19 protein-coding genes are annotated in these 18,829 nt (G+C 73.5%); 10 read left to right on the top strand and 9 right to left on the bottom strand.

Annotated elements, in window-relative coordinates; translation table 11 throughout:
• The first annotated feature begins 43 nt into the window (after positions 1-43).
• The 8 genes from ADL34_RS02620 to hypA all read left to right on the top strand — a co-directional run bounded on the left by ADL34_RS02620 (position 44) and on the right by hypA (position 6,409).
• Positions 44-1,483 carry a hypothetical protein gene (locus ADL34_RS02620; protein ID WP_062669829.1) on the top strand — a complete coding sequence of 480 codons (1,440 nt, stop codon included), beginning with the start codon at positions 44-46 and terminating at the stop codon, positions 1,481-1,483.
• A 1-nt stretch (position 1,484) separates the two neighbouring features.
• Positions 1,485-2,573, top strand: coding sequence for a hydrogenase expression protein HypE (locus tag ADL34_RS02615; protein WP_062669827.1), 1,089 nt, complete (start codon positions 1,485-1,487; stop codon positions 2,571-2,573).
• A 67-nt stretch (positions 2,574-2,640) separates the two neighbouring features.
• Positions 2,641-4,434: a nickel-dependent hydrogenase large subunit gene (locus tag ADL34_RS02610; RefSeq protein WP_062669824.1), complete on the top strand. Its 1,794-nt coding sequence runs from the start codon at positions 2,641-2,643 to the stop codon at positions 4,432-4,434.
• Positions 4,427-4,990, top strand: a complete 564-nt coding sequence (locus ADL34_RS02605) for a NifU family protein (RefSeq protein ID WP_062669822.1) — start codon at positions 4,427-4,429, stop codon at positions 4,988-4,990. The genes ADL34_RS02610 and ADL34_RS02605 overlap by 8 nt, the downstream gene beginning before the upstream one ends.
• Positions 4,987-5,583: a DUF5947 family protein gene (locus tag ADL34_RS02600; protein WP_062669820.1), complete on the top strand. Its 597-nt coding sequence runs from the start codon at positions 4,987-4,989 to the stop codon at positions 5,581-5,583. Before ADL34_RS02605 ends, ADL34_RS02600 begins: the two co-directional genes overlap by 4 nt.
• A gap of 38 nt (positions 5,584-5,621) precedes the next feature.
• Complete coding sequence (locus tag ADL34_RS02595) at positions 5,622-5,828, top strand: hypothetical protein (RefSeq protein WP_062669818.1); 207 nt, start codon at positions 5,622-5,624, stop codon at positions 5,826-5,828.
• Positions 5,829-5,901: 73 nt separating this feature from the next.
• Positions 5,902-6,051, top strand: coding sequence for a hypothetical protein (locus ADL34_RS36315; RefSeq protein ID WP_179199369.1), 150 nt, complete (start codon positions 5,902-5,904; stop codon positions 6,049-6,051).
• A 7-nt stretch (positions 6,052-6,058) separates the two neighbouring features.
• Positions 6,059-6,409, top strand: coding sequence for a hydrogenase maturation nickel metallochaperone HypA (gene hypA / locus ADL34_RS02585; RefSeq protein ID WP_062669817.1), 351 nt, complete (start codon positions 6,059-6,061; stop codon positions 6,407-6,409).
• Positions 6,410-6,462: 53 nt separating this feature from the next.
• On the opposite strand, the gene hypE is transcribed toward hypA, so the two are convergent.
• From hypE to ADL34_RS02545, 8 genes are all read right to left on the bottom strand, one after another.
• Positions 6,463-7,533, bottom strand: coding sequence for a hydrogenase expression/formation protein HypE (hypE, locus tag ADL34_RS02580; RefSeq protein WP_062669815.1), 1,071 nt, complete (start codon positions 7,531-7,533; stop codon positions 6,463-6,465).
• A complete protein-coding gene (gene hypD, locus ADL34_RS02575; RefSeq protein WP_062669813.1) occupies positions 7,526-8,668 on the bottom strand; it encodes a hydrogenase formation protein HypD in 1,143 nt (380 codons plus the stop codon). Before hypD ends, hypE begins: the two co-directional genes overlap by 8 nt.
• Entirely contained in the window at positions 8,665-8,985 is a 321-nt protein-coding gene (locus tag ADL34_RS02570) for a HypC/HybG/HupF family hydrogenase formation chaperone (protein ID WP_062669811.1), read from the bottom strand. The genes hypD and ADL34_RS02570 overlap by 4 nt, the downstream gene beginning before the upstream one ends.
• A 3-nt stretch (positions 8,986-8,988) precedes the next feature.
• The gene (gene hypF / locus ADL34_RS02565) at positions 8,989-11,325 is read right to left on the bottom strand and encodes a carbamoyltransferase HypF (RefSeq protein WP_062669809.1); all 2,337 of its coding nucleotides are present in this window, start codon (positions 11,323-11,325) and stop codon (positions 8,989-8,991) included.
• Entirely contained in the window at positions 11,322-12,050 is a 729-nt protein-coding gene (gene hypB, locus ADL34_RS02560; protein WP_062669807.1) for a hydrogenase nickel incorporation protein HypB, read from the bottom strand. The genes hypF and hypB overlap by 4 nt, the downstream gene beginning before the upstream one ends.
• Entirely contained in the window at positions 12,043-12,687 is a 645-nt protein-coding gene (locus tag ADL34_RS02555) for a hydrogenase maturation protease (protein WP_062669804.1), read from the bottom strand. The genes hypB and ADL34_RS02555 overlap by 8 nt, the downstream gene beginning before the upstream one ends.
• Positions 12,684-14,366 carry a hydrogenase maturation protein gene (locus tag ADL34_RS02550; protein ID WP_062669802.1) on the bottom strand — a complete coding sequence of 561 codons (1,683 nt, stop codon included), beginning with the start codon at positions 14,364-14,366 and terminating at the stop codon, positions 12,684-12,686. The genes ADL34_RS02555 and ADL34_RS02550 overlap by 4 nt, the downstream gene beginning before the upstream one ends.
• Positions 14,367-14,533: 167 nt before the next feature.
• Complete coding sequence (locus tag ADL34_RS02545) at positions 14,534-15,046, bottom strand: hypothetical protein (RefSeq protein ID WP_234374928.1); 513 nt, start codon at positions 15,044-15,046, stop codon at positions 14,534-14,536.
• A gap of 315 nt (positions 15,047-15,361) precedes the next feature.
• Between ADL34_RS02545 and ADL34_RS02540 the strand changes: the two genes are divergently transcribed.
• Positions 15,362-16,225, top strand: a complete 864-nt coding sequence (locus tag ADL34_RS02540; RefSeq protein ID WP_079034284.1) for an aminoglycoside adenylyltransferase domain-containing protein — start codon at positions 15,362-15,364, stop codon at positions 16,223-16,225.
• Here the strand turns inward: ADL34_RS02540 and ADL34_RS02535 are convergent.
• Positions 16,204-17,649 (bottom strand): glyceraldehyde-3-phosphate dehydrogenase, encoded by a 1,446-nt coding sequence (locus ADL34_RS02535; protein ID WP_062669792.1) that lies wholly within the window; start codon positions 17,647-17,649, stop codon positions 16,204-16,206. The two genes, ADL34_RS02540 and ADL34_RS02535, sit on opposite strands and share 22 nt — an antisense overlap.
• A 159-nt stretch (positions 17,650-17,808) precedes the next feature.
• On the opposite strand from ADL34_RS02535, the gene ADL34_RS02530 reads away from it, so the two are divergent.
• Complete coding sequence (locus tag ADL34_RS02530; protein ID WP_062669790.1) at positions 17,809-18,768, top strand: LysR family transcriptional regulator; 960 nt, start codon at positions 17,809-17,811, stop codon at positions 18,766-18,768.
• Positions 18,769-18,829: the final 61 nt, after the last annotated feature.

Below are 18,829 nucleotides of genomic sequence, written 5' to 3'. Positions count from 1 at the left end.
GTGGTGGAAGGGATCCGCGTGCACCCGCACCCGAGGAGGCAGGATGGCGGACGGACCGGTGGCGAGCACCGTCACGGCGACCGCGCCCCAGGAGGACTTCGAGCGGATCGGCGCCGTCGCCGACGCCGTCCTCTACGAGGGCTACCTGCTCTACCCGTACCGCCGGTCCTCCGCCAAGAACCGGGTCCGCTGGCAGTTCGGCGTGCTCTTCCCCCGCGACTGGGTGGAGGCCGACGGCCCCGTCACACCGACCGTGTCCGGCTCCGCCGACTCCTGGTACCAGCGCACCGAGTGCCTGCTGCGCACCACGCGCCCGGACGCGTCGGTGCACGTCCGGCTGCGCTTCCTGCAGATGCGGCGCAAACAGGTCCAGGAGACCGGCCCGGACGGCGCGCACCGGGACGTGCCGTCCCTTCGCACCGGCGACGGCACCGTGCACCTGACGTTCGACGAGGCCGTGCCTCGCGAGGCAGCGCTCACCCTGAGACTCGACGAGCGGGCCGTCCAGGGCACCACCGTCCGCGTGGGCGCCCCCGGCGGCACGGACACCGAACCGCTGCCCGGGGACGCCGGGCGCGTGGTGCGCGTCCGTGAGGAACTGCGCGGCACCGTGACCGTCACCGCCGAGCGGATCGCCCCCGACCTGGTCCGGCTCCAGGTGCGCACCACCCACACGGGAGTCGCCCTCAGCCCCCGGACCGGGCGCGACGAGGCCCTGCGCGGCGCGTTCATCGCCACCCACACGCTGATCGGCGGCGACGGCGTCGAGTTCGTCTCCCTGATCGACCCGCCCGCCGCCCTGCACGACGAGGCCCGCGCCTGCCGCAACGAGTTCACCTTCCCCGTCCTCGGCGACGACCCGCCCACCGCCCGCGTCGTGCTGTCCGCGCCGATCATCCTGCCCGACCACCCGCAGGTGGCACCGGAGAGCCCGGGCGACCTGCACGACGCGGCCGAGATCGACGAGATCCTCACCCTGCGCACCATGCTGCTGACGGACGAGGAGAAGCGCGAGGCACGCGCCACCGACCCCAGGGCCGCCGCGATCCTCGACCGGGTCGACACCATGCCGCCGGAGGTCTTCGCCCGGCTGCACGGCGCCGTCCGCTCCCTCACCCCGGCCCGCCCGGCCGCCCCGCCCGGCGAGCGTCCGGCGTGGTGGCAGGAGGGCGGCGACGACGGCCTGTCCCCGGCCACCGACACCGTGCTCGTCGACGGCGTGTGCCTCGGCGGCGGCAGCCGGGTGCGGCTGCGCCCCCGGGGACGCGGCGCGGACGCGCAGGACATGTTCCTGGCCGGCCGGACGGCCGAGGTGGCCGCCGTCTTCCACGACGTGGACGGCAGCGTGCACCTCGCCGTCACCCTCGACGACGATCCCGCATCCGAACTGCACACCTGGTACGGCCGCTTCCACTACTTCCGGCCCGACGAACTCGAGCCGCTGGAGCCCGCACCGTCCGACACCCCAGCGGCGGAGGCATGACATGACGACGCACAGCAGCACCACCGAGGTCGCGGGCGAACCCGCGCGCGGCGAGGACCGGCAGGGCTTCGACGAGATCACCATCCTGTGGATCTCCGAGGGCATGAGCTGCGACGGCGACACGGTCTCCCTGACCGCCGCCGACCAGCCGTCCATCGAGGACCTGGTGCTGGGCCTGATCCCCGGACTGCCGAAGGTCAACCTGGTCAACAAGGTGCTCTCGCCGAGCCTGGGCGGTGAGGACTTCCTCGCCCCCTACCGGGCGGCGGCGCGCGGCGACCTGGCCCCGTTCATCCTCGTCATCGAGGGGTCGATCCCCAACCAGAACATCATCGAGGGCGACGGCTACTGGACGTCGTTCGGCAACGACCCGGAGACCGGCGAGCCGCAGACCCTGAACTCGTGGATCGACCAGCTCGCGCCCAAGGCGTGGGCGGTGGTCGCGGCCGGCACCTGCGCCACCTTCGGCGGCATCCACGCCATGGCCGGCAACCCGACCGGCTCCATGGGCCTCGCCGACTACCTGGGCTGGGACTACCGCTCGCAGGGCGGCCTCCCCGTGGTGAACGTGCCCGGCTGCCCCATCCAGCCGGAGAACTTCATGGAGACCCTGGTCTGGGTCCTGTACCACGCGGCCGGCTCGGCGCCCCCGCCGCCGCTCGACCACATGCTGCGCCCGCAGTGGCTGTTCGGGAAGACCGTCCACGAGGGCTGCGACCGAGGCTCGTACTACGAGCAGGCGAGCTTCGCGAAGGACTACAACTCGCCCAAGTGCCTGGTCAAGACGGGCTGCTGGGGCCCGGTCGTCAACTGCAACGTGCCCAAGCGGGGCTGGATGGCCGGCATCGGCGGCTGCCCGAACGTGGGCGGCATCTGCATCGGCTGCACGATGCCCGGCTTCCCGGACGCCTTCATGCCGTTCATGGACGAGCCGCCCGGCGGCACCCTGTCCTCGCTCGCCATCAAGCCGTACGGCGCCGTCATCCGCCGCCTGCGCGGGATGACCAACGAACTCGTCAACCACGAACCCAGGTGGCGGCACAACAAGCGCAAGCTGACCAGCGGCTACGACCCGCACTGGCGGCCCTGACACCGGGTCACCCCCCGACCCGCCACCACCCACTCACGAACACCGACAGCGAGGGGCAGTACCGCAGATGACGACCACCGAGGCCCGCGCGACGGAGCGCAAGCCGCCACAGATCGTGGACATGTCTTGGGACCCGATCACCCGCATCATCGGGAACCTGGGCATCTACACGAAGATCGACTTCGCCAACCGGGAAGTCGTCGAATGCCACAGCACCTCGTCGCTGTTCCGCGGCTACTCGGTGTTCATGAAGGGCAAGGACCCCCGCGACGCCGGCTTCATCACGTCCCGCATCTGCGGTATCTGCGGCGACAACCACACCACCTGCTCCGACTACGCCCAGCAGATGGCCTACGGAGTCAAGCCGCCGATGCTCGCCGAGCACATCGTCAACCTCGGCGAGGCGGCCGAGTACATGTTCGACCACACGATCTTCCAGGACAACCTGGTCTTCGTGGACTTCTGCGAGGCGATGGTCAAGGCCACCAACCCCGGGGTCCTGGCCCGCGCCGAACGCACCGCGGCGCCCCGCGGCGACATCCACGGGTACCGGACCATCGCCGACATCATGCGGGCCTTCAACCCCTTCGAGGGCGAGATCTACAAGGAGGCCCTGAAGGTCAGCCGCGTCACCCGCGAGATGTTCTGCCTGATGGAGGGCCGGCACGTCCACCCCTCCACGCTGTACCCGGGCGGCGTCGGCACGATGCCCCAGCCCACCGCGTTCACCGACTACCTCAGCCGGCTCATGCGGATCATCGACTTCATCAAGAAGGCCGTCGCCCTCAACGACGACGTCTTCGACTTCTTCTACGAGGCCCTGCCCGGCTACGAGGAGGTCGGCCGCCGCCGCGTCCTGCTCGGCTGCTGGGGCGCCTTCCAGGACCCCAAGGTCGTCGACTACCGCTACGAGACGATGAACACCTGGGGCAAGGCGATGTACGTCACCCCCGGCATCGTCGTCGACGGCGAACTCGTCACCAACAACCTCGTCGACATCAACCTCGGCCTGCGCATCATGCTCGGCAGCTCCTTCTACGAGGACTGGGTCAACGAGGACCCCTTCGTCACCCGCGACCCGCTCGGCAACCCCGTCGACATGCGCCACCCCTGGAACCAGACGACCGTCCCGGTCCCGCAGAAGCGCGACTTCGACGGCAACTACAGCTGGGTGATGAGCCCGCGCTGGCTCGACCCGCGCACCGGCGACCACCTCGCCCTGGACACCGGCGGCGGCCCGCTGGCCCGTCTGTGGTCCACCGCGCTCAGCGGCATCGTCGACACCCCGTACGTCAAGGCCACCGGCGACAGCGTCCGCATCTCCCTGCCCAAGGGCGAGAGCCTGCCGGAGACCACGCTGGAATGGCGCATCCCCAAGTGGAGCAACACCATCGAACGGGACCGCGCCCGGCCCTACTTCGTCGCCTACGCGGCCGCCATGTCGCTGCAGTTCCTCGAGGAGGCCATGGGCCTCGTCCGCTCCGGCGACACCAAGGTGTTCGAGAACTACGAGGTGCCCGACGAGGCGATCGGCTGCGGCTTCCACGAGGCGGTGCGCGGCGTCCTCTCCCACCACTTGGTGATCAAGGACAAGAAGATCGCCAACTACCACCCGTACCCGCCCACCCCGTGGAACGCCAGCCCCCGCGACATGTACGGCACCCCCGGCCCGTACGAGGACGCCGTCCAGGGACAGCCGATCTTCGAGGAGAACGGCCCCGACGACTTCAAGGGCGTCGACATCATGCGCACCGTCCGCAGCTTCGACCCCTGTCTGCCGTGCGGCGTCCACATGTACGTCGGCAAGGGCAAGACCCTGACCACGATGCACTCCCCGACCTACGGGGCGAGCCATGGATGAGCCCGGCGCGGCCCGGCTGGCCGACCCGGACGTCGAGGCCCGCCTCGCCCGGCTCGACGAACTCCTGGAGGGCCTGGAGTCCACGCCCGGACCCGTCACGCGCCCCGCCACCGAGGCGGTGGGCCTGCTGACCGAGGTCTACGGCGAGGCGCTGGCCCGTGTCCTGGACCTCGCCGACGCCGCCCTCGCCGCACGCCTCGCCGACGACGAACTGCTCGGGCACCTGCTGGTGCTGCACGACATCCACCCCGAACCCCCCGAACGCCGGGCGGCCCGCGCCGTCGAACGGCTGCGCCCCGCCGTCCGCGAACGCGGCGGCGACGTCGAGTGGGCCGGCGTGGAGGACGGCGTCGCCCGGGTGCGGCTGACGGAGGGCGGCGGCTGCGGCTCCGGCTGCGGCAGCGGCGGAGCCGACGTCACCGGCGCCGTACGGGCCGCCGTGCTCGCCGCCGCCCCGGAGCTGACGGACGTCGAACCGGTGCCGGACCCCGCCGCACAACGGTCCGCGCCCGCCTTCGTGCCGCTGGCCACCCTGACCCACCGGAGCGCGCCGTGACCAGCGGCGGCGCCCTGGCCCGGCTCATCCGCACCACGGCCGCCCGCGCGGCCTCGGCGGACGCGGAGGCGTGCGAGCTGTGCGCGGCGCCGGTCCCCGAGGACCACCCGCACCTCCACGACGCCGACGAGGAGCGGGTGCGCTGCGTCTGCGGCCCCTGCTCGGTGCTGTTCGACCGGGGTGGCGCGGGCGAGGGCCGGTACCGGCTGGTCCCGCGCCGCCGGGTCCGGCTTCCCGAGGTCGCCACGGACGTCCTCGGCGTCCCCGTCGGGCTGGTCTTCTTCGTGCCCCGCGCCGACGGCACGGTCACCGCCGAAGGACCGAGCCCGGCCGGGGCCATGCGGTGGGAGGTGGACGCGGCGGCCTGGCGGCGCCTCGCCGAGACGTGTCCGCCGCTCGCCACCGTGGAACCCGAGGTGGAGGCACTGCTGGTGAACACCGTGCACGGCGCCGACCACCACTGGATCGTGCCGGTCGACGACTGCTACCGCATGGTCGCCGTCGTCCGCCGGCACTGGCGCGGGCTGTCCGGCGGCGGCGCGGTCTGGCCGGCCGTCGAGCAGTTCTTCGCCGGCCTCACCGAGAGGTCGTGAGCGCGCCCCGCGGCGCGCCGACGAGGAAGGAGAACACCATGGGCAGCATCCGGGTCGGCAGGGCCCAGGCCAAGCCCGACACCCCCGGCCACGTGTCCGGCATGCACCAGGGCAACCAGGGCCGCTACCAGGACCAGACGGGCCATCACCGGGACGGCACCTCCGACGCGCGCCGCTCCACTGGGATCCACTGGAAGCGGCACGACGCCCTGGTGGACGCCATGCCGAACATCTCACCGGGATGACGGACGGCGGGGAGTGGCCGCGATGAACGACCGACGGGCGCGCCGGTGCGGCGCGCGGAGCAAAGGAGCCGAGATGAGCGGGAAGCGGGTGCTGAAGGCCGAGGCCGTCCTGCTGGGCGCCCTCGCGGTCGCCCTGCTGGCGTGGGAACTGCCCAGCCTGCGGCGCGAGGCGCGGATCTGGCGGATGGCGGGCGGCCTGCGCGCGGGCCGCCGCTACCCCTGAGCCGGCCGTGCACGAACTGTCGATCGCGACCGCGATCATCGAGCGGGCCGGCGAGCTGGCCCTGGCCGACGGGACGGACACCGTGTCGGCGGTGACCGTCCGCGTCGGCGAACTGGCCGGTGTCGTCCCCGACGCCCTGGACTTCGCCTTCGAGGTGGCCCGCGACGGCACCGCCCTCGCCTCGGCGCGGCTGGTGGTCGAGCAGGTCCTGGCCCAGGCCTGGTGCGGGACGTGCGCCGAGGAGTTCGCCGTCGGCATGCCGCCGTTCTTCTGGTGTCCGCGCTGCGACCGTCCCTCCTCGGACCTGCGCAGCGGCCGGGAACTGGAGATCACCGGGATCGAACCGGCGATCCCCTGACACACGAGGGCCCCGGCGGTGCCGTCACGCACCACCGGGGCCCTCGCACGCCGTCAGCAGATCCGCGGCAGCTGCTCGCCGAGCGGCAGGTCCACCACCCGGGTGCCGCCGAGGCCCGTCGCGACCACGACCATGCCGGGGTGCTCGGCGACGCACTCACCGATCACCACGGCCTCGGCCCCGTTCGGATGGGCCCGCATCGCCGCGAGGACCTCCTCCGCCGCCGCCGGGGGCACGAACGCGACCAGCCGCCCCTCGTTGGCCACGTACAGCGGGTCCAGCCCGAGGAACCCGCAGGCGTTGGCCACCGCGTCCGGCACCGGGACGGCCCGCTCGCTGAGCCGCACCCCCGTCCCGGAGGCGCGGGCGATCTCGTTGAGCGACGCGGCGAGACCGCCGCGCGTGGGGTCGCGCAGCACGTGGATGTCCGGCGTGACGGCCAGCATGGCCGCCACCAGGTCCGCCAGCGGCGCGCTGTCGCTGGCCACCTCGACCCCGAACTCCAGGCCCTCCCGGACACTCATGATCGCCACACCGTGCAGCCCGATCGGACCACTGACGACGACGACGTCACCGGGCCGCGCCCGCTGGGGGCGGATGTCCACCCCGTCCGGCACCAGCCCGACCCCGGCGGTGGTGACGTACACCCCGTCGCCGTGGCCCGACTCCACCACCTTGGTGTCCCCGGTGGCGATGGTGACCCCGGCCGCCTCGGACGCGGCGCCCATGGCCCGCGCGATCCGCTCCACGACCGCCAGTTCCACGCCCTCCTCCAGGACGAACGCGGCGGACAGGTAGGCCGGCCGGGCCCCGCTCATCGCCAGGTCGTTGATTGTCCCGTTCACCGCGAGGTCGCCGAGGCAGCCGCCCGGGAAGAACAGCGGCCGCACCACGTACGAGTCGGTGGAGAACGCGAGGCGTGCGCCGCCCAGTTCGAGGACGGAGGAGTCGGTGAGCGCGGCCAGCGTGCTGTTGCCGTACGCCGGGGCGAAGACCTGCTCCATCAGCTCCGCCGACAGCGCGCCGCCGCCCCCGTGCCCCATCACGACGACCGGCTGGTCGCGCAGGGGAGCGGGGCAGGTCCAGGCGGCCGGGTCGACCACATCCGTCAGAGGCTCAGGCAACGGGGTTCATCTCCTCGGCCGCGGGCCGGACGCCCTGCGGCGCGGGCGCGTTCATCCGGCGGTACAGGTAGTAGGCGGCGCAGGCGCCCTCGCTGGAGACCATCGTGGCGCCGAGCGGTGTGCGCGGTGTGCACGTGGTGCCGAACGCCGCGCACTCGGTCGGCTTGATCAGGCCCTGCAGCACCTCGCCGCTGCGGCACTCCGCCGGCTCCTCGGTCCGGATGCCGGCCACGTCGAAGCGGTGCTCGGCGTCGTACGCCCGGAAGGCCTCGCTCAGCCGCCAGCCGCTGGACGGGATGCACCCGATGCCCCGCCAGTTGCGGTCGGTGACCTCGAACACCTCCTCGATCATCCGTACGGCGGCCGGGTTGCCGTCGTCGCGGACGGCGCGCGGGTAGGCGTTCTCCACCCGGTGCTCGCCCAGCTCCAGCTGCCGCACGGTGCGCCGGATGCCCTCCAGGATGTCCAGCGGCTCGAACCCGGTGACCACGATCGGCACGCCGAACCGGTCCGCGAGCCCCGGGTACTCGGCCGTCCCCATCACGCTGCACACGTGCCCGGCGGCGAGGAACCCCTGCACCCGGCAGGACGGCGCCGTCATGATGGCCTCGATCGCCGGAGGCACCCGTACGTGCGAGACGAGCAGGCTGAAGTTGCCCAGCCCCTCGCGGCGGGCCCGGTGCACGGCCATGGCGTTCGCGGGCGCGGTCGTCTCGAAGCCGATCGCGAAGAACACCACCTGCCGGTCCGGATTGCGGCGGGCCAGCTCCAGCGCGTCGAGCGGCGAGTACACCACCCGTACGTCGCCGCCCTCGCCCTTCACCCGGAACAGGTCCCGGTCGGAGCCCGGCACCCGCAGCATGTCCCCGAACGAACAGAAGATCACCTCCCGGCGGGCGGCGATCTCCAGGGCCTGGTCGATGACGTCCAGCGGCGTCACGCACACCGGGCAGCCGGGGCCGTGGATCAACTCGACCTGCTCGGGCAGCAGCTGGTCGATGCCGTGCCGGATGATCGAGTGGGTCTGACCGCCGCACACCTCCATCAGCGCCCAGGGGCGGGTGGCGGTCGCGCGGATCTCGTCCAGCAGCCGGCGGGCCAGCTCCGGGTCGTTGAACTCGTCGATGTACTTCACCGGGCCTCACTCCCGCCGTCCGGGTGTCCCGCGGGCGCGGGCTCTCCGGCCTCCCGGGCCGCCTGCTGCCAGGCGTCCCCGAACTCCTCCTCCAGCAGCCCCAGTTCCTCGAACAGCTTCAGCGAGGCCAGGGCGGACTCCTCGTCGAGGCGCTGCAGCGCGAACCCGACGTGCACGATGACGTACTCACCCACCCGCACGTCGGGGACGTACTCCAGGCACGCCTGCTTCCGCACCCCGCCGAAGTCGATCAGCCCGGTGAGCGGGTCGGCGCCGTCCTCGATGGCCACCACCTTGCCGGGCACTGCCAGACACATGCGTCACTCCTTCGTTCGTCGGTGCGCCGCGACCACCAGCTGGCCGAGGGCCAACCCGCCGTCGTTCGGCGGGACTTCGCCGTGCCGCAGCACCGTGAAGCCGTCCGCGGCCAGCAGCCGCGCACACTCCTCCTCCAGCAGCGCGTTGGCGAACACCCCGCCGCTCAGGGCGACCGTGCGCGGGCCGGTGTCCTCCCGGGCCCGCCGGCACACCTCCGCCACGGCCCGCGCGACACCCCGGTGGAAGCGCGCGGCGAGCACGGGGACGGGCGCGCCCGTCCGCAGATCGGCGACGAGAGCGCGCAGCACGGGCGCCGGGTCGCACAGACCCCCGGCCGTCCCGAAGGCGTACGCCCCGTCGTCGGCGTCCCAGGCCGAGGTGGCCGCCGCCTCCAGCTCCAGGGCGGCCTGCGCCTCGTACTCGGCGCGATGGCAGACGCCCAGCAGGGACGACACCGCGTCGAAGAGGCGGCCCATGCTGGAGGTCGCCGCGCACGCCACGTCCCGCGTCAGCTGGCGCTCCAGGAGCGCGAGTTCGCCGGGTTCGCAGGCGGCGACACACGGCAGGTCCGGCTCCCACCGCACCCCGGCCGCCCACAGCCGGGCCAGCGCCAGCCGGCAGGGGTTGGCCACCCCGGCGTCCCCGCCGGGCAGCGGAGCCGGCGTGAGATGGGCGAGCCGCCGGTAGCCGCCGTACCCGGCGAGCAGGAACTCACCGCCCCAGACGGTGCCGTCGTCGCCGTACCCCGTGCCGTCGAACGCGACCCCGATCACCGGATCGGTGCCGTCGAGCCCGTGCTCGGCCATGGCGGAGGCGACGTGCGCATGGTGGTGCTGGACGAAGACCGGCGACCGCAGCCCCGACTGGGCGGCCTGGAGCCGGGCCCAGCGCGCCGAGTGGTACCCGGGGTGCCGGTCGGCGGCGACCACCTCGGGGGCCACGCCGGTCAGATGCCGCATGTGCGCCTCGGCCCGGCCCGCCGCCTCCAGGGTGGAGAGTTCCCCCATGTCCCCGATGTGCGGTCCGAACCAGGCCAGGTCGCCCTCGCCGACACACAGGGCGTTCTTCAGGTCGCCGCCCACCGCGAGCGCCGGACGCAGCGTCACCGGCAGCCGCAGCGGACGCGGTACGTACCCGCGGGAGCGGCGCAGCACCTGCTCGGTGCCGTCGCTGCGCACCCGCAGCAGGGAGTCGTCGCACGGCGAGGCGATGGGCCGGTCGTGCGCGAGCCAGGCGTCCGCGAGGCCCGCCAGCCGGATCAGCGCCTCGTCGTCGTCCGTGACGATCGGCTCCCCGGACCGGTTGCCGCTGGTCATCACCAGCACCCGCGGACCCGGCGGATCGCCCGGCAGCCCGAACAGCAGGGTGTGCAGCGGGGTGTACGGCAGCATCACCCCGAGGTGCGGGCTGCCGGGACAGACGCCGGGCGCGAGCGGCTCGTCCGCCCCGCGTCGGCGCATCAGCACGATCGGCCGGCACGGGCCGGTCACGGCGGCCAGCTCGGCCGCCGACGGCAGCGCGACCCGCCGTACGGCGTCGGTGTCCGCGCACATCACGGCGAACGGCTTGCCGCCGCGCTCCTTGCGGGCCCGCAGCGTGTCCACGGCGCGCGCGTCGGTCGCGTCGCACGCCAGGTGGTAGCCGCCGAGTCCCTTCACCGCGACGATCCGGCCGCCCGCCAGCAGCGCCCGGGCCACGGCCAGGGCGTCACCGTCCCGCGCGCCCCGGACCCCGGTGCCCGGGGCCGGCTCCAGACGCAGCCGGGGCCCGCAGTCCGGGCAGGCCACCGGCTGGGCGTGGAAGCGGCGGTCGGCGGGATCGCCGTACTCCCGGGCGCACGCGGCGCACATCGGGAAGCCGTCCATGGTGGTGACGGACCGGTCGTAGGGCAGGCCCGTGGCGATGGTGAAGCGGGGGCCGCAGTGGGTGCACGTGACGAACGGGTGCCGGTGGCGGCGGTCCTCCGGATCGGCCAGCTCGCGCAGGCACGCGTCGCAGGCCGCCGTGTCGGGCGGCAGGTGCGTCCGGCCCGGCGAGCGGTCGGTGGAGCGGATGGTGAAGGTGTCGTCGGCGCCGGTGACCGGAAGATCCTCGACGTCGACGCCGGTGACCGCCGCCAGCGGCGGAGGCTCGGCGGCCAGCCGGTCGCACAGCCGGTCGACGCCGTCCGGCCGGCCCTCCACCTCGATGAGGACCCCGTTCGCCGTGTTGCTGACGAAGCCGGCCAGCGCGAGATCGGTGGCGAGACGGTGCACGAACGGCCGGAACCCCACCCCCTGCACGGTGCCGCGCACGACGACCCGGCGGCGCACCGCCCCCTTGTCGACGGGCGCGGTCACGAGACGGGGCCCGCCGCGTGCGCGTGGGTGTGGGGCCGCGGGGCCAGGGGAGGCGTGTGCGCCGGGGCGCCGTCCCGGACGGCCAGCACCCGCTCCAGCACGGTGTCGACGCCCTCCCCGGTGCGGGCGCAGGACCGGACCACCTCGACGCCCGGGTTGACCCGCCGCACATGCTCCTCGAACGCGGCCGCGTCGAAACCGGCCGGTTCCGCCAGGTCGGACTTGGTCAGCACCACCAGATGGGCCGAGCCGAACGCGGTGGGGTACTTCAGCGGCTTGTCCTCGCCCTCCGTCACCGCCATGAGGACGATCCGCAGGCTCTCCCCGAGGTCGTACGAGGCCGGGCAGACCAGGTTGCCGACGTTCTCCACGAAGAGCAGCGAGGTGCCCTCGGGCAGCCAGGACTCGACGTGCCCGCGCAGCTGACGGGCCTCCAGATGGCACAGCCCGTCGGTGAGGAGCTGCTTCACCGGGGCGCCGGACCGCGCGAGGCGCCGGGCGTCGTTCTCGGTGGCCAGGTCGGCGGTGAGCGCGGCCACCGGGACGCCCCGCTCGACCGCCCGGGCGAGGACGCGTCCCAGCAGTTCCGTCTTGCCGCTGCCGGGGCTGGACAGCAGGTTGACCACGCTCACCCCGCGCCCGGCCAGCTCCTCGTGCAGGTGGGCGGCCAGACCGTCGTTCCTCGCCAGGACGGCCTGGCCGACCTCGTCCACGGACTCACACATCGGCGCTGCTCCTCGCGGTCGGTGGGGGAGGGACCGGGGGGCCGGTCCGCTGCCGATCCTCCGCGCCCCCGGCCTCCGCGGGCCGGACCCCGGCCGGGGCGGGGGCGGCGGATTCGTCCGGGCGGCGCAACGCGGGCGTCGCCGCGGGGTCGGCGAGCAGCTCCGGGACCAGGGTGTGCAGCGCCGCCACCGCCTCCGGCACCGCCGCCCGCACGGTCGCGCTGACGCCGGGTGTGATGTCCTCGTCGCCCTGCGGGACCCGTTCGGGCTCGCAGGCCAGGACGAGGACCCGGGGGAGCGGTTCGTCACCCAGGTGGGCGGCGAGGGCCAGGACCTTCGCCGGGTCCATGCCGTGCGCCTCGGGCGGCGGCCCGGCGGCCGTGGCGCCGGGGAGCTCCGGCTCGATCAGCGACAGCGTGCCCGGGGTGTGGCCCCGGACCGCCGCGTCGACCAGGACGGCCGTGTCGTAGCCGTCGAGCAGGGTGTAGGCGAGGTCGAGCCCGCGGATGCCGAAGTCCCGCACGGTCACCCCGGACGGCAGGGGCCGCTCGTCCAGGGCGCGGATCACCTCCGGGCCGAACGCGTCGTCCGCGAGGAAGATGTTCCCGACACCCGCCACCAGCAGCCGCGCGCTCACCGCGCGCCCGCCGGCAGCTTCCGTACGAAGGCCGACCGCAGGGCGTGGTAGGGGGCGCGCGGGTCGAAGAAGACGGCCCGCATCCGGGCGAGCTCGTCCCGCCGGTACTCGGCGAGCGGCTGCCGCTTCTCGTCGGCCTGGCGGGCCGCGGCCTTGGCCTCGATCCGCCGCTCCAGGTCCGGGGCGGCGGCGAGCGCGCCGGCCAGCCGGTCCACCTCGGCGCCGAACTCGCGCGGAGGCACGGGCACCAGACGGTCCACCAGGCCGATCCGCGCGGCGCTCGCGGCGCTCACCGGGAACGCCTCGGTGGTCAGCCGGTGCGCCGTCTCGACGCCGACCCGGCGCGGCAGCGAGTACGTCCAGAACTCGGAGCCGTACAGGCCCATCCGGCGGTAGTGCGGGTTGAGGACGGCGCCGGAGCGGCACCACACCTCGTCGGCGGCCAGGGCGAGCATGACCCCGCCGGCCGCCGCGTTGCCGCCGAGGGCCGCCACGACCAGCCGGTCGGTGGTCCGCAGCACGGCTTCGACCAGGTCGTCCATGGCGTTGAGGTTCGACCAGGACTCGCCCGCGCTGTCCTGCGCCGCCTCGATGACGTTGAGGTGGATGCCGTTGGAGAAGAAGTCCCGGGCGCCGCCGAGCACCAGCAGCCGGGTCGGGCGGGTGAGGGCGTACCGGTAGGCGGCGTGCAGCCGGCGGCAGTGCTCGGTGCTCATCGCGCCGCCGGGGAACGAGAAGCGCAGGAAGCCGACGTCGCCGCGCTGCCGGTAGCGGATGTCGGTCCAGGTGGTGCGGTCGGCGGGCAGTTCGAGCGGCGCGGCGATCTCCGGGAGCCGGGGCTCGGCGGGCCGCTGGTAGGAGTCCAGCACGGAGGCCGCCGGGCGGCGGAACGGCGCCGGGTCGCCGGACGCCTTGCGGGGGCGCAGCTCGGGGATCCAGACCGCACCGTCGACGGTGGCCCGGCAGATCGCGCCCGCGCGGGTCGCCAGCAGCTCGCCGGGGCGTCCGCGCAGCCGGTCCTCGGGGTGCCCGCCGTGCAGGAACAGCTCACGGCCGAGGAGTTCGTCCAGCACGCCGGGCTGGGAGTCGGCGCCGCGCAGTTTGCGCACCACCGTACGGGTGTCGTCCTTGTCCCAGTCGATGCGGCGCTGGTCCTGGCGGAAGGCGTCGCGCCACAGCACGCGGATCGCGGGGTCGGTCTGGGGCTTCGGCTTGAACGATCCTTCGGCGTAGCGGCGCACGGCCTGCAGCACGGCGGCCGAGGCGGCGTCGGAGACCTCGCCCCGGTACAGGTCGCTCTTGCCGGCGTCGGGCACCGGGAAGGTCTCGGCCGCCCACACGGCGCCCGCGTCCATGCCCGCCTCGGCCTGGAGCACGGTCACGCCCCAGTGGGTCACCCCGTCGGCGATCGCCCAGTCCAGGGCGGACGGCCCGCGGTCCCCCGGCGGGCCGGGGTGCACGACGAGACAGGTGTGCTCCCGCCACACCTCCTCCGGCAGGGCCGTCTTGAGCATGGGGGCGACGATCAGTTCCGGGCGGGCCGCGCGTACCGCGGTCCGGACCGCGTCGTCGCCCTGCGAGGCGAGGACGACGTCCACCCGGTGCCCTTGGTCGGACAGTTCCGCGTACACGCGCTGGGACAGGCTGTTGAACGCGCTGGCGACGAGCAAGATCTCCATGACCGGGCATGTTCGTCCCTTTGGCGTGGGGCGAGAAGGACCACGACGGCGTTTCGCCGCCCCCTGGCCGGTCTCTTGCTCCATACGGCTCGCTTTCGTCACCGTGCCCCGCGCGGGGAGAGGCCCGCGCGCGGGGCACGGCGCTCACGAAACCGGCCGGCCGGACCTCAGGCGCAGAGCACCCGGGTCTCCGGGGTGAAGACCGGGCCGCCGCTGACGTTGGTCGCGTCGCTGAACTCGGCGTAGTAGTACGAGTAGAAGCCGATGTTGCCGTTGCAGCCGGAGTCGGCGGCGACCTGGAGCGTCAGCGTGACGGTGCGGCTCTGCCCGGGCGGGATGGTCGCCCCGTAGTTCGCGCCGAGGTCGGCGGGCCCGGTGCCGGCGCACGGGGCGCTGCCCGCGGCGGTGGCGAGCGTGCAGCCGGTGAAGCTGTACTTCAGGTCGGGGCGCTGAGTGGTGAGCCAGGTGGGCTGGATCGTCTGGTAGACGAACAGGACGTCGTACGACTTGTTGTTGGTGAGCGTCATCGAGAGCTGCACCGTGCCGCCGGGCGTGGTCGTCGCGGCGTCGGTGGCGAAGGCCAGGTCCGCCGGTCCGGGGTCCGCCGCGCTCGCGCTGGGGGCGAGCCCGAACACGGCCAGCAGGAGGGCGAGGACGGTGGTGAGACCCAGGCGTCTCATACGTGGTGATCGCATGGCCCGGGAGGCTAGGCAGGTGGCGCGCGTACCGTCTGCCCCGCGCTGCGCACCCCGGCTGGATGTGTCCGGCATGTGGAGGAGGTGTGGCAGCGATGTGAAGGCGTGAGTGGGGCGGTGTCCGCGCAGGACAGATCGAGGGCGCCGGCCGGTGGCCCGGTGCAGAGCACCCGCGCGGCGCCTGTCGTGCCGTGCGCCGATATTGGCCGGAACCGGGACACCGGCGCGACCCGAACGCCCGGACCCGACCGGTCGTCATCGGGCAATCAGCGGTTTCCGGCCGTGCGGAACACTGGGCGTATGACCCGGACACTCGTGGACCCGCACGCCGTCCCCGCCGAACTGCGGCCCTACCTCGCCGAACTGGTCCGCCGCACGCACCGCCTGTGCGGCACGCGCCTGGTGAGCGTGGTGGCGGTCGGCTCCGTCGCGCTCGGCGACTACCGGCACGGCCGCAGCGACACCGACGTCACCGTCGTGCTGGACGGGACACCGCCCGCCCCGCTGCTCACCGATCTCGCCGCCGCCCTCACGCACCCCGCGCTGCCCTGCCCGGCCGCCGGACTGGAACTCGTGGTGTACGAAGCCGGCTTCGCGGCCCGGCCGTCCGGCGGCGCCGGATATCTGCTCGACCTCAACACCGGGCCGCTGCTGCCCGCCCGGCTCAGCCTCGACCCGGCCGGGTCCCCGGCCTTCTGGTACGTCATCGACCGCTCCGTCGCCCACCAGGCGGGGCGGACGCTGTACGGGGCCCCTGCGCGCGAGGCGATCGCCGAGCCCGCCTGCGCCGACCTGCTCGCCGCGATCCGCGCCTCCGTCCGGGAGCACAGCGCGGGCGACGGGCACCTCGCGGACAACCGGGTCCTCAACGGCTGCCGCTCGGTGCGCTACTGCCGGACCGGGCACTGGCAGCCCAAGCGCCGCGCGGCCCGTGAGGTCGCCGCCGCCGAGGAACGCTTCCGCCCCCTCGTCGAGGCCGCCCTGCGCAGCTACGAGCGGCCCTCACGCACGGACGCGGCCGCGCTGCCCGCCGAAGAGGTGCGGGACTTCCTGGCCTGGGTCGCAGGACAGGTCGACGCGGCGGCCGGGGCGGACGCCCACCGGAGGGCGTCCGCCCCGGCCGCGGGGCACGGGGGACCGGATCAGACGGCCGGTGCCGGGTAGGTCGGGTACTCCACCCCGGAGACGTGCTGGACGACCCGGATGACCTGGCAGGAGTAGCCGAACTCGTTGTCGTACCAGAGGTAGAGGATGGCGTTGTCGCCCTCGACCTTCAGCGCGCCCGCGTCCACGATCGACGCGTGCCGGGAGCCGATGAAGTCGCTGGAGACCGCGTCGGGCGCCGTGATGAAGTCGATCTGGCGGCGCAGCGGCGAGGTCAGCGACACCTCGCGCAGGTAGTCGTGCACCTCCTCGCGGGTCGTCTCCCGCTTCAGCTGCAGGTTCAGGATCGCGATGGAGACGTCCGGCACCGGCACCCGGATGGAGCTGCCGGTGATGCGGGCCTTGAGGTCGGGCAGCGCCTTGGCGACGGCGGAGGCGGCACCGGTCTCAGTGATGACCATGTTGAGCGGCGCGGAACGGCCCCGGCGCTCGGACTTGTGGTAGTTGTCCAGCAGGTTCTGGTCGTTGGTGAACGAGTGGACGGTCTCCACGTGCCCGCGCTGCACGCCGTACTCGTCGTCCATCGCCTTCAGCGGCGGGACGATGGCGTTGGTGGTGCAGGAGGCGCAGGACAGGATCTGCTCGTCCGGCTTGATCGTGTCGTGGTTGACGCCGTGCACGATGTTCGGGACGTCGCCCTTGCCGGGCGCGGTCAGCACGACCTTGTCGACACCGGGGCGCAGGTGCTTCGACAGGCCCTCGCGGTCGCGCCACTTGCCGGTGTTGTCGATGAGGATGGCGTTCTTGATGCCGTACGCCGTGTAGTCGACCTCGGAGGGGTCGTTCGCGTAGATCACCTTGATCGCGTTGCCGTTGGCGAAGATCGTGCTGCTCGCCTCGTCCACGGTGATCGTGCCCTGGAACTGCCCGTGGATGGAGTCGCGGCGCAGCAGCGAGGCGCGCTTCACGATGTCCCGCTCGCCGCCGCCGCGCACGACGATGGCCCGCAGCCGCAGGCCGTTTCCCGAGCCGGACTTCTCGATGAGCAGTCGGGCGACGAGCCGGCCGATCCGGCCGAAGCCGTACAGGACGACGTCGCGTCCCTCGCCCCGCTCGATCTTGTTGGCGCCGGTGGCACCCGCGACGGCCTCGGCGGTGAACGCCTCCACGGTCAGGCCGCGGTCGTCGGCCTTGTAGGTGGACGCCAGGATGCCCAGGTCGATCTGGGAGGGGCCGAGGTCGAGGGCGGCCAGGGCCTGGAGGAACGGCAGCGTCTCGGTGACCGAGAGCTCCTCACCCGCGATCTGCCGGGCGAAGCGGTGCGTCTTCAGGATGCTGACCACCGACTTGTTCACCAAGGAGCGGCTGTGGAGGAGGACGGTGACGTCCCTCTCCCGGTGCAGCTTCCCGATGATCGGGATCATCGATTCCGCGATCTCCTCGCGGTTCTTCCAGCTGGTGAACGAGTCGTCGTTGACAGTCACGGGCGCGGGCCTATCTTTCGAGCTAGGTGGCGCTCATATGCTAACCGCAGGGTCCGATGCGTGTTCGAAGGGGGGTCCGCCCGTGATGGGATGGCCCTGTATCGCACCGTTTCGCCGGAGTACGGCGGAGCGGCGGCCCCGACGAGGAGGGTGTGACGGGTGGAGCTGGAGCTACGGCATCTGCGTGTGCTGTGCGCCATCGCGGACGCGGGGAGCGTCGGCCGGGCCGCCGCCGAGCTGGGGTACTCGCAGCCCGCGGTCAGCACGCAGCTCCGCCGGATCGAGCGGTACTTCGGCGAGCCCGTCTTCGAGCGAGGCCCGGCCGGGGTGCAGCTGACGCCGTACGGCTTCGAGGTGGTCGCCTCCGCGCGGGACGTGCTGGCCCGCGCGGACGCCATCGGCCGGCGCCCCGCCGCCGGGGCCGTCGCGGCCCGGCGGACGCTGCGGGTCGCCGCCACGAACTCGCCGATGCTGGCGGGCATGGTGTCCGGGCTGCGCGCCCGCATGGCGGACGTCTCCCTCGCGGTGAACAGCGTGTACGCGTCCTCGCGGATCGTCGAGCTGCTGGAGGAGGGCGCGGTCGACGCCGGCCTCGCCGCCGACTATCCGGGGCGTGAGCTGCGGCACTCCGACGCGGTCGCCCACCGCGGGATCGTCACCGAGCCGACCTTCGTCGCGCTGCCGTCCCGGCACCCGCTCGCCCAGCGCTCCCAGGTCGCCCTCGCCGACCTGGCGGGGGAGGAGTGGTTCCTGACACCGGACGACGGGGCCGGCTGGCCCGAGGTGTTCCACGCGGCCTGCGCGGCCGCCGGGTTCACCCCCGCGGTGGCCCACGAGTTCCTCGGCGACCACCGGCAACTGCAGGGCATGATCGCCGACGGTCTGGGCGTGGCCGCCGTACAGCCCACCATGCGGCCCCTCCCGCAGGTGGTCGTGAAGCCGCTGCAGGGCACGCCGCTGTGGTGCCGGTACGTGCTGGCCTGGCGGCCCACGGCCGTCTCCGCGGAACTCGTCGACGCGCTGTTCCAGTCCGCCGCCGAGGCGCACCGCCAACTCGTCGCCCAGTCACCGCACTTGAGGGCCTGGGCCGCACGCACCTGGGGAGTGCCGGGCGCGTAGCCGCAACGGCGGTGGAGACCGCGGGCGTTATGACCGCGCGGCTCCAAGTGCTATGTCACAT

Origin of the sequence: Streptomyces sp. NRRL WC-3605, from assembly GCF_001509795.1 — a bacterium.
GTDB lineage: Bacteria > Actinomycetota > Actinomycetes > Streptomycetales > Streptomycetaceae > Streptomyces > Streptomyces viridochromogenes.
This window is presented reverse-complemented; position numbering and strand designations above follow the sequence as displayed.